The 13,411-nt window shown below is 56.9% G+C and carries 12 protein-coding genes; 9 read left to right on the top strand and 3 right to left on the bottom strand.

Translation table 11 applies throughout. The annotated features are described in order from the left end of the window. The first annotated feature begins 43 nt into the window (after positions 1-43). Entirely contained in the window at positions 44-1,549 is a 1,506-nt protein-coding gene (locus ACMWL8_RS03070; protein ID WP_241276733.1) for a carboxylesterase/lipase family protein, read from the top strand. Here ACMWL8_RS03070 and ACMWL8_RS03065 read toward each other — a convergent pair. After that, complete coding sequence (locus ACMWL8_RS03065) at positions 1,536-2,378, bottom strand: LysR family transcriptional regulator (protein WP_045260488.1); 843 nt, start codon at positions 2,376-2,378, stop codon at positions 1,536-1,538. The genes ACMWL8_RS03070 and ACMWL8_RS03065 overlap by 14 nt on opposite strands. 114 nt (positions 2,379-2,492) lie before the next feature. On the opposite strand from ACMWL8_RS03065, the gene ACMWL8_RS03060 reads away from it, so the two are divergent. The 4 genes from ACMWL8_RS03060 to rimL all read left to right on the top strand — a co-directional run bounded on the left by ACMWL8_RS03060 (position 2,493) and on the right by rimL (position 6,950). Continuing rightward, positions 2,493-3,662, top strand: coding sequence for a pyridoxal phosphate-dependent aminotransferase (locus ACMWL8_RS03060; protein WP_045260489.1), 1,170 nt, complete (start codon positions 2,493-2,495; stop codon positions 3,660-3,662). Positions 3,663-3,684: 22 nt separating this feature from the next. Then, on the top strand, positions 3,685-4,458 hold the full coding sequence (locus tag ACMWL8_RS03055; protein WP_025756391.1) for a transporter substrate-binding domain-containing protein: 774 nt from the start codon (positions 3,685-3,687) through the stop codon (positions 4,456-4,458). A 242-nt stretch (positions 4,459-4,700) separates the two neighbouring features. Beyond that, positions 4,701-6,356: a glucan biosynthesis protein D gene (locus ACMWL8_RS03050; protein WP_045260490.1), complete on the top strand. Its 1,656-nt coding sequence runs from the start codon at positions 4,701-4,703 to the stop codon at positions 6,354-6,356. Positions 6,357-6,401: 45 nt separating this feature from the next. Beyond that, positions 6,402-6,950 (top strand): 50S ribosomal protein L7/L12-serine acetyltransferase, encoded by a 549-nt coding sequence (gene rimL, locus ACMWL8_RS03045; RefSeq protein WP_045260491.1) that lies wholly within the window; start codon positions 6,402-6,404, stop codon positions 6,948-6,950. On the opposite strand, the gene ydcK is transcribed toward rimL, so the two are convergent. After that, positions 6,945-7,925, bottom strand: a complete 981-nt coding sequence (gene ydcK, locus ACMWL8_RS03040; RefSeq protein WP_045260492.1) for a YdcK family protein — start codon at positions 7,923-7,925, stop codon at positions 6,945-6,947. The two genes, rimL and ydcK, sit on opposite strands and share 6 nt — an antisense overlap. A 122-nt stretch (positions 7,926-8,047) precedes the next feature. On the opposite strand from ydcK, the gene tehA reads away from it, so the two are divergent. Then, positions 8,048-9,049 (top strand): dicarboxylate transporter/tellurite-resistance protein TehA, encoded by a 1,002-nt coding sequence (tehA, locus tag ACMWL8_RS03035; RefSeq protein WP_028013115.1) that lies wholly within the window; start codon positions 8,048-8,050, stop codon positions 9,047-9,049. Beyond that, on the top strand, positions 9,049-9,642 hold the full coding sequence (gene tehB, locus ACMWL8_RS03030) for a tellurite resistance methyltransferase TehB (protein ID WP_028013116.1): 594 nt from the start codon (positions 9,049-9,051) through the stop codon (positions 9,640-9,642). Before tehA ends, tehB begins: the two co-directional genes overlap by 1 nt. Here tehB and pepT read toward each other — a convergent pair. After that, positions 9,639-10,868 carry a peptidase T gene (pepT, locus tag ACMWL8_RS03025; protein ID WP_045260493.1) on the bottom strand — a complete coding sequence of 410 codons (1,230 nt, stop codon included), beginning with the start codon at positions 10,866-10,868 and terminating at the stop codon, positions 9,639-9,641. The genes tehB and pepT overlap by 4 nt on opposite strands. 111 nt (positions 10,869-10,979) lie before the next feature. Between pepT and ACMWL8_RS03020 the strand changes: the two genes are divergently transcribed. Further along, a complete protein-coding gene (locus tag ACMWL8_RS03020; RefSeq protein WP_045260494.1) occupies positions 10,980-12,575 on the top strand; it encodes an ABC transporter substrate-binding protein in 1,596 nt (531 codons plus the stop codon). Between the two features lie 134 nt (positions 12,576-12,709). Continuing rightward, the gene (locus ACMWL8_RS03015; protein ID WP_028013119.1) at positions 12,710-13,384 is read left to right on the top strand and encodes a DUF3313 domain-containing protein; all 675 of its coding nucleotides are present in this window, start codon (positions 12,710-12,712) and stop codon (positions 13,382-13,384) included. Positions 13,385-13,411: the final 27 nt, after the last annotated feature.

Genomic DNA, 13,411 nt, shown 5'->3' with positions numbered 1-13,411 from the left:
AATCGTTACTCTTCAGGGGTGTGATGGAAAAAATAAGGTCGTTATGCAAAATCCTTCCGCCCCTGTGGTTGAAACGCGCCAGGGCGCACTGTCTGGTTTAACCGATGAAAACGTTCACCTCTGGCGCGGTATTCCCTATGCCGCACCGCCCGTTGGCGACTGGCGCTGGCGCTCACCCCGGCCGCCGGAACGCTGGGATGGCGTGCGTGCAGCTACCGACTTTTCGCCCTCAAGCTGGCAAAGCAGTGAATATTGTCAGGAGTTGGGTGGGGGCGATCCCGGCCAGTTTTCTGAAGACTGCCTTTATCTGAACGTCTGGTCCCCTATCGACCGTACCGGGCCGCTGCCGGTCATGGTCTGGCTTCACGGCGGCGGGTTTACGATCGGCGCCGGAAGCCTGCCGCCGTATAACGGCAAAGCCCTGGCATCCCGCGGGGTGGTTGTCGTCACGATTAACTACCGTCTCGGCCATCTCGGCTTCTTCGCCCATCCCGCTCTGGAAGGGGAAGAGGAGCGGGTGGTGCACAATTTTGCCCTGCTTGACCAGATCGCCGCGCTCGAATGGGTGCGGGATAATATTGCCGCGTTTGGTGGCGACCCGAATAACGTGACCCTGTTTGGTGAATCCGCCGGCGCGCGCAGCGTGCTGTCGCTGCTGGCCTCGCCGCTGGCGAAAGGACTATTCCATAAGGCGATAGTGCAAAGCGGGTACACTTTGCCGGATACGCCGCGCGCGCAGGCCCTGCAAAAAGGGGAAGCGCTGGCCGCCCACTTCGGGTTGGAAAATGCGACGGCAGAGCAGCTGCGCGCGATCCCGCCCGAGGCGTTGTGGCCGCTGACCGCGCCGCTGAACGTCGCCCCGGCCCCTATCGTTGGGGATTGCGTTCTGCCGGAGGCGATGCTGGACGTCTTTTTCGCCGCCCGCCAGCATCCCGTGCCGGTGATGATTGGCTCCAACAGCGATGAAGCCAGCGTGATGGCGGTGTTTGGTGTCGATCTCGCCGGGCAGATCCAGAAGCTTCGCCGGGAGCGCCGCTTCGGGCTGGGGCTCATCAAGCTGCTTTATCCGGGCGTGAAGGGCGACGAGGAGCTCGGCAGGCAGGTGTGCCGCGACATGGCCTTCACCACTATGGGCTACGTGGTGATGCAGGCCCAGCAGCGCGTCGGCGGGCTTTGCTGGCGCTACTGGTTTGACTATGTGGCCGAAGCGGAACACGCCACCTATATCAACGGTGCCTGGCACGGCAATGAGGTGCCGTACGCGTTCGATACCCTCGGGCAGGTGGAGCCTTCGCGCCAGTACGTTAACGAACGGGATCTTGCGTTTGCCGCCCAGGTGGCTGATTACTGGGTGAGCTTTGCGCGCGATGCCGGAACGCATGACACCCTTCACGGGCCGACGCGCTGGCCCGCCTGCCGCAAAGGTCGGGACGTGCTGTTACGTATTGGTGTGAATAAACATGCAGGTTTCAGGCTTGAAAACCGCTTTATGCGCGCCCGCATGAGCCTCTTCAAGCGCGTGATGAAGCACCACGTCAGCCTCGATTAAGCAAACAGGCGCGAAACGCAGCCAGACCATTCTCCTGACAAGGCGTTTCGCGCAGCACCAGCCGGTAGCTCGCGCCGGTTTTAATGCTGGTCTTATAGGGCCGCATTAGCCTTCCGGCGCGGACATCTTCTGCCACCAGCGTTTCGTCGGCAATGGCTACGCCCAGCCCCTGAATGGCGGCGGTAATGGCGAGATCCATCGTATCGAAGTGTTGATTTTTGTGCATAGCAAAGCCCGGACCTTCCTGATTCGCCAGCCACAGTGACCAGTCTGTCTTATCCCTTGTCGGATGAAGAAACGTCAGCGAACCCAGCGCGGCACCCGCTCGCACGGGGCTGAACACCGGCGTCAGCGCCTCTTCGAACAGCAGATCGCCTGCGCTCATGTGCGTGCCGAAGACGATGGCGGCATCGTAAGATTCGGTTTTGAAATTGACGTTATGATCGGTCGTGGTGGTAAGCGCGATCTGCAGATCCGGCTGCTCGCGCTCCACTTCCAGCAGGCGTGGCACCAGCCAGCGCATCGCGCAGGTGGGGGCCTTGAGGCGGATCACCGTGTGCTGGCTGCGGGCCTGGTCGGCCACGCTCAGCAGTTGTTCGAAGGAGGACTGCAGTTCGGGAAGCAGGGCGCTGCCCTGAGGGGAGAGGCGCAACCCGCGCGCGTGGCGCTCAAACAGCGGAAAGCCAAACCAGGCTTCAAGGGAGGCAATCTTACGGCTCACGGCCCCCTGCGTCAGGCAGAGTTCCGCGGCGGCATGGGTAAGATTCAGATGACGCGCGGTGACTAAAAATGCGTCGATGGCATTGAGCGGGAGCGAACGGCGTGACATTGAAACACCTCAGCTATGCATTTTTCTCATGGCTATTATGACAACAATTCGATTGTCCCGGCAACGAAGTTGTTGTTTGAATAGTTATGCAATATCCATGAGAAGGGAAAGAGGATGACTTTACGAACGCCGGTGCAAACGCGCTCCAAGCTGCCAGACGTGGGGACCACCATTTTTACCGTTATCGGCCAGCTTTCGGCCCAGCATAACGCCATCAACCTTTCTCAGGGGGCACCGAATTTTTCCTGCGACCCGAAGCTGATCGCCGGCGTTACCCGCGCGATGGAGGCAGGGCATAACCAGTATGCGTCGATGACCGGCCTGCAGCCGCTCAAAGAACGCATCGCCGATAAGATTGCCGCGCTCTACGGCACGCAGTATAACCCTGCCAGCGAGGTGCTGGTCACCGCCAGCGCCAGCGAAGGGCTCTATTCGGCGATAAGCGGGCTGGTGCACCCTGGCGATGAGGTGATCTACTTTGAGCCGTCGTTTGATAGCTACGCGCCGATTGTTCGTCTGCAGGGGGCAACGCCTGTCGCCATCAAGCTCACGGTGCCGGATTTTGCCGTCAACTGGGATGAGGTCCGTGCGGCAATCACCCCGCGCACGCGCATGATCATCATCAATACGCCGCACAACCCGAGCGGCCAGGTCTTCTCCGTTAATGACCTGCAGCAGCTGGCGGCGCTGACGCGCAATACCGACATCATTATTTTGTCTGACGAAGTGTATGAACACGTCGTGTTTGATGGGGAACCGCACCACGGGATGGCCACGCACCCGCAGCTGGCGGAACGTAGCGTGATTATTTCTTCTTTCGGAAAAACCTATCACGTCACCGGCTGGCGCGTGGGTTATTGTGTGGCGCCCGCAGAGCTGATGGACGAGATATGTAAAGTCCATCAATTTTTGATGTTCTCTGCCGATACGCCAATGCAATACGCGTTTGCAGAACACATGACCGATCCGCAAACCTGGCTGTCGCTGTCGGCGTTTTACCAGCGTAAGCGCGATCTGCTGCACGGCCTGCTGGCCGATTCGCCGTTTACCCTGCTGCCGAGCGCCGGGTCGTTCTTTATGCTGGCGGACTACAGCCAGTTTAGCGACGAGCGCGACAGCGAGCTGGTGAAGCGGCTGATTGTTGAGTACGGTGTTGCCACCATTCCGCTGTCGGCGTTTTATGCCGACGGCACGGATAATAAATTGATTCGCCTCTCTTTTGCGAAAGATGAGGCGACGTTACGGGCAGGTGCTCAAGCCCTGTGTCGGGTTAAACCACGCTGAGATAGGCTCTGAGGAGTTTGAAATGAAATTACGCGCGCTAGTTGTCGGCATGGGATTGCTGTGTACCTTTTCCTCCTTCGCGGCCACCGAGCTGCGCTACGGTCTGGAAGCGGAATATCCGCCGTTTGAAAGCCGTAATGCGGCAGGCGAACTGGAAGGGTTTGACGTAGAGCTGGGAAATGCCATCTGCAAAGCGGCAGCGCTGAAGTGCAGCTGGGTCGAAACCTCGTTTGACGCGCTGATCCCGGGGCTGGTGGCGAAGAAGTTTGACGCCATCAATTCGGCGATGAACATTACCGAGCAGCGCCGCAAGAGCATCGATTTTACCCAGCCGATCTACCGCATTCCGTCTCAGCTGGTGGGCAAGGCCGGTACGGCGGTCGAAGCAACGCCTGAAGGGCTGAAGGGGAAAACCATCGGCGTGCTGCAGGGGTCGATTCAGGAAACCTATGCCAAAGAGCACTGGGAAAAGCAGGGTGTCACCGTGGTGTCGTATAAAGATCAGAATATGGCCTGGGGTGACCTGCTGAATGGCCGCATTGACGCCTCGCTGGTCATGTCCGCGGCCGGGCAGGCGGGTTTCCTCAGCAAGCCGCAGGGAAAAGGGTTTGGCTTCATCGGCAAACCGGTGTCTGACGACACTATCCTCGGCAGTGGGATCGGCTTTGGGTTGCGCAAAGGTGACGAGGCCACCAAAAAGCAGCTTGATGCCGCCATTGATAAAGTACGTGCCGACGGCACGATCGCCAAACTCGCTGATAAGTACTTCCCGGGTATCGATGTCAGCGTAAAATAACCGCCTCATTGGCCCCGTCAGCTGATGTCCTGACGGGGCATTTTTCTACACATTTTCCAGGCTTTCTTTACACCACTTTCGGGCCGTTCTGGTCGACAGAAAATATTTCTCACTTTGTTCAGATAATCACCGGCCAACAATTGGATTCTTAACCATTTTTGTTTAGGCTGTGCGTTCTTTCTTGCCGTCATTTCGCCGAGCGCGAAACACATTCACACGACCATAAGGACGTTTTTCCAGGCATGAATCGCAGACGTTTTCTAAAAGGCTCGCTGGCTGTGGCAGCCCTGAGCGGCACCTCCGGCCTTGCTTCCCTGTTTTCCAAAGCGGCATATGCGGCTGACTCTGACATCGCTGACGGTCAGAGCCGTCGGTTTGACTTCTCCGTACTGCAATCCATGGCGCATGACCTGGCGAAAACCCCGTGGGGTGGCGCGCCGCGTCCGCTGCCGGAGACGCTGGCGACCATGACGCCGCAGGCGTATAACGCCATCCGCTACGATGAAAAACAGTCTCTGTGGAACAACATTGAAGGGCGTCAGCTGGACGTGCAGTTCTTCCACATGGGAATGGGGTTCCGCCGCCGTGTGCGGATGTTCTCGCTGGACCAGTCTACCTCTATGGCGCGCGAGATCCACTTCCGCCCTGAGCTGTTCAGCTACGGTGACACGGGTGTCGATACCAAACAGCTGGAAGGGCAAAGCGATCTCGGCTTTGCGGGCTTCCGCGCCTTTAAAGCGCCTGAGCTGGCGCGCCGCGATATTGTCTCTTTCCTCGGGGCGAGCTATTTCCGCGCGGTGGACGATACCTACCAGTACGGGCTTTCCGCGCGCGGTCTGGCGGTAGATACCTTTACCGACACCCCGGAAGAGTTCCCGGACTTCACCTCCTTCTGGTTTGAAACCGTCAAGCCTGGCGATACCACCTTTACCGTCTATACGCTGCTGGACAGCCCGAGCGTCACCGGTGCCTATAAATTCGTGATCCACTGCGAGAAGAGCCAGGTGATCATGGAGGTGGAAAACCATCTCTACGCGCGTAAGGACATTAAGCAGCTGGGCATCGCGCCGATGACCAGCATGTTCAGCTGCGGCAACAACGAACGCCGCATGTGCGACACCATTCACCCGCAAATCCACGACTCCGACCGCCTGGCAATGTGGCGCGGCAACGGGGAGTGGATCTGCCGTCCGCTCAATAACCCGCAGAAGCTGCAGTTTAATGCCTATCTGGACAAAAACCCGAAAGGGTTCGGCCTGCTGCAGCTCGATCGCGATTTCTCCCACTATCAGGACGTGATGGGCTGGTATAACAAGCGCCCGAGCCTGTGGGTTGAGCCGCGCAACGACTGGGGGAAAGGATCTATCGCGCTGATGGAGATCCCAACCACCGGTGAAACGCTGGATAACGTGGTCTGCTTCTGGCAGCCGGAAAAACCGGTGAAAGCGGGCGACGAGCTGGACTTTAAATATCGTCTCTACTGGAGCGCGCAGCCGCCGGTGCGTTCCCCGCTGGCCAACGTTTACGCGACCCGTACCGGCATGGGCGGCTTCCCGGAGGGCTGGGCGCCGGGCGAACACTATCCGAAAGTGTGGGCCCGTCGCTTTGCGATTGATTTCGTCGGCGGTGACCTGAAGGCCGCTGCGCCGAAGGGCATCGAGCCGGTGATTACGCTCTCCAGCGGTGAAGCGAAGCAGGTTGAGATCCTTTACGTTGAGCCGTTTGACGGGTATCGCATTCTGTTTGACTGGTACCCAACGTCGGATTCGACGGAGCCGGTGGATATGCGCCTGTTCCTGCGCTGCCAGGGCGATGCCATCAGCGAAACCTGGCTGTATCAGTATTTCCCGCCAGCGCCGGATAAACGTCATTACGTTGATGACCGGGTAATGCGTTAACGATCGATTCCCTCTCCCTGTGGGAGAGGGTTAGGGTGAGGGGCAATGACCGCAACACAATCCGAAACTATTCCCGTATCTGACGCGCTCGAGCTTCGCGCCGTCGAAGAGCGTTACACCGCCGAACTGCATAACCTCGTCGTCAAAAACAGAGCCTATCTGCAAACCGCTTTTGACTGGGCGCAGCACGTGGGGACTGAAGATGACACCCGACGCAACGTGCAGAGTAACCAGATGCTGCACCAGCGCGGCTACGCCAAAATGTTTTTGATCTTCAGGGAGGATGCGCTGGTCGGCGTACTGTCGTTTAATGCGATAGAGCCTGCCAACAAAGCCGCGTACATCGGCTACTGGCTGGATGAAGCACATCAGGGGCAGGGGATCCTCTCGCAGTCGCTGCAGGCGTTTATGCGCTACTACGCTGAGCGCGGTGAGATCCGCCGATTTGTGATCAAGTGTCGGGTGGCGAATCAGCACAGCAACAGCGTGGCCTTGCGCAACGGTTTTACGCTGGAAGGGTGCCTGCGGGAAGCGGAATACCTCAATGGCGCCTATGACGATGTGAACATCTACGGCAAAATTTATACCCTATAGCGCCCCCAGCAGCGGCGTGCGGGTGATGCGCTGGTCGCCGTTGATCACCTTTTCACCGCGCAGGTGAATGCTCTCACCAGCAAAGGCCTCTATCACCGCATCGTCGGTGATTTCTACCCGATGCTCAATCAGTACGTCGCCGCTGACCCGCGCGCGTCCCTGAATCACCACTTTATCATCCAGCATGATCGGCCCGCCGCGCAGCCATGCCTGACCGCCGATCAGGACGTGGTGCTTGATGATGCAGTTTCCTTCCACCACGGCGTTCTCGGCAATCTGAGAGCTGTAGCGCACGGTAGGAATGGCGTCATCGTCGAAACCGGCTATCACGCGGGCGTTGCCGTACACTTTGGCGCAGTCGCACACCCAGACGTTGTTGAGTTCGTTACCTTCAAGGATCGCGCAGTCGAACACTTCGGCGCGGTGCTCAACAAACGCGTTATTCACCATCGCCTCGCCGTATATTTGTGCCTGATGCACAATGCGCGATCGGCTTACCGTCGCCTTGCCGTAGATTTGCAGGATCTGGTCGTGGTCCGGCGTGAGTCCTTTAGCGGCAATGATGACGCTGTTGTGCAGCACGCGCGCATCGCCGTAGAGATGGCACTCACCCCGCACGCAGGAGTGCTGAATGGTGACGTTGTCACTTATTCGCGCCCCGTGGCTGACCTCTGCGGCGTCAAGCCAGCAGTTATCGCCGATATGCGCGTCATGGCTGACGGTGCACGGCAGGGTCAGGCGCGCGTTGCCGGACACGGTTGCGCCAGCGAATACCACGCTGTTTTCATCGTAGAGCCAGCAGTCTCCGTCCTGCGCAAGGGCGCGCTCATCGTCAATCCAGCCGCCTTTCGTGCCGGCCTTCACATCGTTAAAGTCCACCGTAGCGATAATCTGCCGCAGCGTCGTTGAATGGGATGTTTCGCCATTTTTCCATTGCCAGAGCCAGGTTTCATCGCTGAGCCGATACTTATTCATCGTGGGGTCCCTGATATGCGTCTTCACTAAACGTAGCAAACTTTCGGCTTTCCGTTGTGCTGGCATCCGTTGCTGAAACCCCTTAAAATGACATTTAAAATACATTTTAAAAATTCAAATTAATGAATAAATTAAACAAACCTGAACAGGCGCTTAACCTTCCCGCAGGCTATTTTGGCATGGTGCTGGGCATCATCGGCATGGGTTTCGCCTGGCGATACGCCAGCACCCTGTGGCCGGTGACGCGCTGGCCGGGTGAGATTCTGGTCGCTCTCGCAGTTGCCTGCTGGTTTTTACTGACGACGGCGTTTATTACCCGTGCGATCCGTTTCCCGCACAGCGTGCTGGCAGAGATGCGCCACCCGGTAATGAGCAGCTTCGTCAGCCTTTTTCCGGCCACCACCATGCTGGTCGCCATCGGTTTTGTGCCCTGGTTCCGCCCGGTATCGCTGGCGCTGTTCGGCGTGGGCGTGGTGTTACAGCTTGCTTATTCCGCCTGGCAAAGCGCCGGGCTCTGGCGAGGCAGGCACCCGCAGGAGGCCACCACGCCCGGATTGTATCTGCCGACGGTGGCGAATAATTTCATCAGCGCGATGGCGTGCGGTGCTCTGGGGTTCAACGATGCAGGGCTCGTTTTTCTCGGCGCGGGCGTCTTTTCCTGGCTCAGCCTGGAGCCGGTGATCCTCCAGCGTCTTCGCAGCGCCGGGGAGCTTCCCACCGCGCAGCGCACCGCTTTAGGCATTCAGCTGGCGCCCGCGCTGGTGGCGTGCAGCGCCTGGTTTAGCGTCAACGGTGGGGAAGCCGACACCTTCGCCAAAATGCTGTTCGGCTACGGCCTGTTGCAGTTGCTCTTTATGCTGCGCCTGCTGCCGTGGTATGTGTCTCAGCCGTTTAACGCCTCCTTCTGGAGTTTCTCGTTTGGCGTGTCGGCTCTGGCTACCACCGGGCTGCATCTGGGTCACGGCAGTTCGTCTGGATTCTTCCACGCCATTGCCGTGCCGCTGTTTATCTTTACCAATCTCATCATTGGGATGCTGTTGGTCCGTACGTTTATTCTGCTGATTCAGGGCAAACTTCTGGTGCGCACTGATAAGGCACTGCTTATGCAATCTGAGGAAAAATAATGGCTGTCGATGAAAATTACTTCACAGAGAAATATGGCTTAACCCGTACGCATTCAGAGGTGCTGTACAGCGCGGGGATCGTAAAGCCCGGCAAGACATTGGATCTGGGCTGCGGAAATGGCCGCAACAGCCTTTACCTGGCGGCCAACGGCCACGAGGTGACCGCCTGGGATAAAAACCCGATGAGCGTTGATAACATTGAGCGCATCAAGGCGGCAGAAGGGATTGAGAATCTGCACACTGCCGTCAAAGATCTTAACAGCCTGAGCTTTGACGGCGAGTACGACTTTATTCTTTCCACCGTGGTGCTGATGTTCCTGGAGGCGAAAACCATTCCGGGCCTTATCGCCAACATGCAGCGCTGCACCAAACCCGGCGGCTACAACCTGATCGTTGCCGCGATGGACACGGCGGATTACCCGTGCACCGTCGGCTTCCCGTTTGCATTCAAAAGCGGAGAGCTGAGCAGCTACTACGAAGGCTGGGAGCTGCTCAAATACAACGAAGAGGTTGGCGAACTGCACCGCACCGATGAAAACGGCAACCGCATCAAGCTGCGCTTTGCCACCATGCTGGCGCGCAAGCCCGCTTAACGGGCGGCCAGCAGGCAGATCTGCAGGGCAGTCTTGTAAGACGCCTCGAACGACGACAGCGGCAGGAACTCAAACTTCGAGTGGAAATTATGCGCGCCGGTGAAAAAGTTCGGGGTGAGTAGCCCTTTTGCCGACAGCGCCGCACCGTCCGTGCCGCCGCGCATAGGGATCGGTTTTGGGGTGATGCCGAGCGATTCCATCGCCTCAAACATCAGGTCGATGGCGCGCCGGTCTTCACCAATCGCATTGCTGATATTGCTGTAGGTATCTTCAATGCGATAGTCGACCTTCGCCGTCGGGTGTTGGGCAGCAATCAGCGCGGCGACGTCCGCAATCTGCTGCTTGCGGGCGTCAAAGCTGGTTTTATCAAAATCGCGAATATTAGCCTTTAGCACGGCGTCGTTCTGTCCGGCCTGAATGCCGTTAAACCAGATATAGCCCTCGCGGCCCTCGGTGCACTCCGGGGTTTGCTGGCGGTCGAAATGGCTGATGAAGTCGGTCGCCATCAATAACGGGTTCACCAGTACCCCTTTGGCGGACATCGGGTGCGCCGTCACGCCGGTGAAGTGGATCTCTGCCGCTGCCGCGTTAAAATTCTCGTAAACAATTTCTCCCAGCTCACAGCAGTCGATGGTCCAGGCAAAGTCAACGTCGAAGCGTTTCAGATCCAGCGCCTTGGCGCCGTTCAGGCCAATCTCTTCGTCGGGCACAAACGCGACCACAATGTCGCCATGCTGATGCGCAGCGGTGAGGTTTTCCAGTACGGTCATTACCACCGTCACCGCCGCTTTATTGTCTGCGCCCAATACGCTGGTACCGTCGCTGAAAATAATCTCCTCATTCGGATAAGCCAAAATTTCCGGGTGTTCGTTCACGCGCAGCCAGATGTCTTTTTCCTTATTCAGACAGAGATCTTCACCATTAAACGTTAATATTTGCGGATGAATATTCGGTGATAAACCGACGTCTACCGTATCAATGTGGGTAATAAAGCCGATGCGCGGCGCGCCGGGCACGTTGCCTTTTTTCACTGCCGTCACGGTCGCGAATTCGTCAATCACGATGTCGTCTAACCCCAGCTGCGCCAGCTCCTGTGCCAGCTCTCGCGCCATGTCGTGCTGGCCCGGCGTCGAGGGCAGAGTTTTCACTTTCGGATCGCTCTGGCTGGTAATCGCAAGATAGCGGAAAAAACGGTGCGTTAATTGTCTGGAAAGCGGCGAGCCCATAGTGTTTTCTTCCTTATTTATTTTTCGGGTGTTTGCCACTTCACTTTAATGTTATTTATGAAATGGCAAAAGAATTAATTAGCCGTCGAATTAAAAAGACAGGAATAAATGATGACAAGCAAACGCACAACGTTAACGCTGGCACTCGCTGCGCTCACGGTCAGTTCCACCGTAGCCGCGAAAACGCTGGTGTATTGCTCCGAAGGGTCACCGGAAAACTTTAATCCCCAGTTATACGCCTCGGGCACCAGCGTGGATGCCAGCGCAGTGCCGGTCTACAACCGGCTGGTCGATTTCAAACCCGGCACCACGGAGCTGGTGCCGAGCCTGGCAGAGCGCTGGGAGGTGAGCGACGACGGCAAGGTTTATACCTTCCATCTGCGTAAAGGGGTGAAGTTTCAGAGCAATAAATTCTTCACGCCGACCCGCGATTTTAACGCCGATGACGTGATCTTCTCGTTTATGCGCCAGAAGGACGTGAACCATCCCTATCACAACGTCTCAAACGGCAGCTATTCCAACTTCGAAAGCCTGGAGTTTGGCAGCCTGATTACCGCTATTGATAAAGTCGATGACCACACGGTGCGCTTTACCCTGGCGCACCCTGAAGCGCCGTTTGTTGCGGATCTGGCATGGTATTTTGCCTCGATCCTCTCCGCTGAGTATGCCGATGCAATGTTGAAAGCGGGCACGCCGGAGAAGGTGGATATGCAGCCCATTGGCACCGGGCCGTTTAAGCTGGCGCAGTATCAGAAGGATTCCCGCATTCTGTTTACGGCGTTTGCCGACTACTGGCAGGGGAAATCAAAGCTGGACAGGCTGGTCTTTACCATCACCCCGGATCCCTCCGTGCGTTTTGCCAAAATTGAGAAAAACGAATGCCAGGTGATGCCGTTCCCGAACCCGGCGGATCTGCCGCGCATGAAGGCCAATAAAGATATTACGCTGATGAGCAAGGCCGGGCTGAACACGGGTTTCCTGGCGTTTAATACCCAAAAGCCGCCGCTGGATAATGTGAAGGTTCGCCAGGCGCTGGCGATGGCGATCAATAAGCCGGCCATTATCGACGCGGTGTTCCACGGCACCGGCACCGCGGCGAAAAATCTGCTGCCGCCGGGCGTCTGGAGCGCTGACAGCGAGCTGAAGGATTACGATTACGATCCTGAAAAAGCGAAAGCGTTGCTGAAAGAGGCCGGTTTAGCCGGCGGCATGAGTATTGACCTGTGGGCGATGCCCGTCCAGCGGCCCTATAACCCGAACGCCAAACGGATGGCGGAGATGATTCAGGCTGACTGGGCGAAGGTGGGGGTGCAGACAAAAATTGTCACCTACGAATGGGGCGAATATCTCAAGCGCGTGAAGGACGGTGAACATCAGGCTGCCCTGATGGGCTGGACGACCGCAACGGGCGACCCAGATAACTTCTTTGGCCCGCTGTTTACCTGCACCTCGGCCAACGGCGGTTCGAATTCGGCGAAGTGGTGCTATAAGCCGTTTGATAAAATTATCGCGGAAGCAAAATCAACCACCGATCGCGACAAGCGCGTGGCGCTGTATAAAGAGGCGCAGCAGATCATGCATGACCAGATGCCGGCGGTCATGATTGCGCATTCAACGATCTTCGAACCGGTGCGCAAAGAGGTGACAGGTTACGAAATCGATCCGTTTGGTAAACATTTGTTCTGGCAGGTGGATATTAATCAGTAATTTTCTCTGCCCGGTACGCTGCCGGGCATTCTTTTCGCAATTTGTGCTCCCCACGTCATTTTTTGTCACAACAAACCCACCGAACTTTTGCTATAACTTCAAATGCATACTTGCAGATTACATGGAAAACTATCATGCGTACTCAAACTTTTTTTAAAGTTGCAGTGCTTACTGGTTTATTGGCAGTGGCGGGCTGTTCTTCAAAAGTCGCGGCTCCAGAACAATATTCAGGCTTTTTAAAAGATTATTCCGGCTTGCAGCAGACGACGTCTGCAACGGGTAAACCAACGCTGCGTTGGGTTGACCCTTCCTATAACGAAGCCAACTATGACAGCATTATCTGGACGCCAATCACCTATTATCCAACGCCAAAACCGACGACTCAGATCGGGAAACAAACCCTTGATGAACTGCTGAATTACACCAATAACAAAATGAAAACGGCTATTGGTACCCGTAAGCCGATTGTGACCACGCCGGGTAAACACAGCCTGATTTTCCGCGGTGCTATCACCGGGGTGAGTTCGCAGAAAGAAGGCCTGCAGTTCTATGAAGTGGTGCCGGTCGCGCTGGTGGTAGCAGGTACGCAGATGGCTACCGGCCATCGCACCATGGATACCCATCTCTATTTTGAAGGTGAGCTGATCGACGCGGCCACCAATAAACCGGTGATGAAGGTGGTTCGTAAAGGTGAAGGTAAAGAGCTGAATAACGAAAGTACGCCGATGACCTTTGCGACGCTGAAGCAGGTTGTTGACGACATGGCGACGGACGCCACCATGTTTGACGTGCATAAAACAGCGAAATAACGTTAAGCGGCCTGCATTGCGCAGGCC

Source organism: Enterobacter sp. 04-C-12-SI-ECC (assembly GCF_047530715.1).
Lineage (GTDB): Bacteria > Pseudomonadota > Gammaproteobacteria > Enterobacterales > Enterobacteriaceae > Enterobacter > Enterobacter bugandensis.
Note: the sequence above shows the minus strand (reverse complement) of the source record. Positions and strands in the feature narration are given on the sequence as shown.

Bases quoted from the DNA above. Each gene is read 5' to 3' on its own strand.
- ACMWL8_RS03060 (WP_045260489.1), top strand. From the start codon at position 2,493: ATGACTTTACGAACGCCGGTGCAAACGCGCTCCAAGCTGCCAGACGTG.
- rimL (WP_045260491.1), top strand. From the start codon at position 6,402: ATGACCGCAACACAATCCGAAACTATTCCCGTATCTGACGCGCTCGAG.
- ACMWL8_RS03055 (WP_025756391.1), top strand. From the start codon at position 3,685: ATGAAATTACGCGCGCTAGTTGTCGGCATGGGATTGCTGTGTACCTTT.
- ACMWL8_RS03050 (WP_045260490.1), top strand. From the start codon at position 4,701: ATGAATCGCAGACGTTTTCTAAAAGGCTCGCTGGCTGTGGCAGCCCTG.
- tehA (WP_028013115.1), top strand. From the start codon at position 8,048: ATGAATAAATTAAACAAACCTGAACAGGCGCTTAACCTTCCCGCAGGC.
- ydcK (WP_045260492.1), bottom strand. From the start codon at position 7,925: ATGAATAAGTATCGGCTCAGCGATGAAACCTGGCTCTGGCAATGGAAA.
- ACMWL8_RS03015 (WP_028013119.1), top strand. From the start codon at position 12,710: ATGCGTACTCAAACTTTTTTTAAAGTTGCAGTGCTTACTGGTTTATTG.
- ACMWL8_RS03020 (WP_045260494.1), top strand. From the start codon at position 10,980: ATGACAAGCAAACGCACAACGTTAACGCTGGCACTCGCTGCGCTCACG.
- ACMWL8_RS03065 (WP_045260488.1), bottom strand. From the start codon at position 2,378: ATGTCACGCCGTTCGCTCCCGCTCAATGCCATCGACGCATTTTTAGTC.
- pepT (WP_045260493.1), bottom strand. From the start codon at position 10,868: ATGGGCTCGCCGCTTTCCAGACAATTAACGCACCGTTTTTTCCGCTAT.
- tehB (WP_028013116.1), top strand. From the start codon at position 9,049: ATGGCTGTCGATGAAAATTACTTCACAGAGAAATATGGCTTAACCCGT.
- ACMWL8_RS03070 (WP_241276733.1), top strand. From the start codon at position 44: ATGCAAAATCCTTCCGCCCCTGTGGTTGAAACGCGCCAGGGCGCACTG.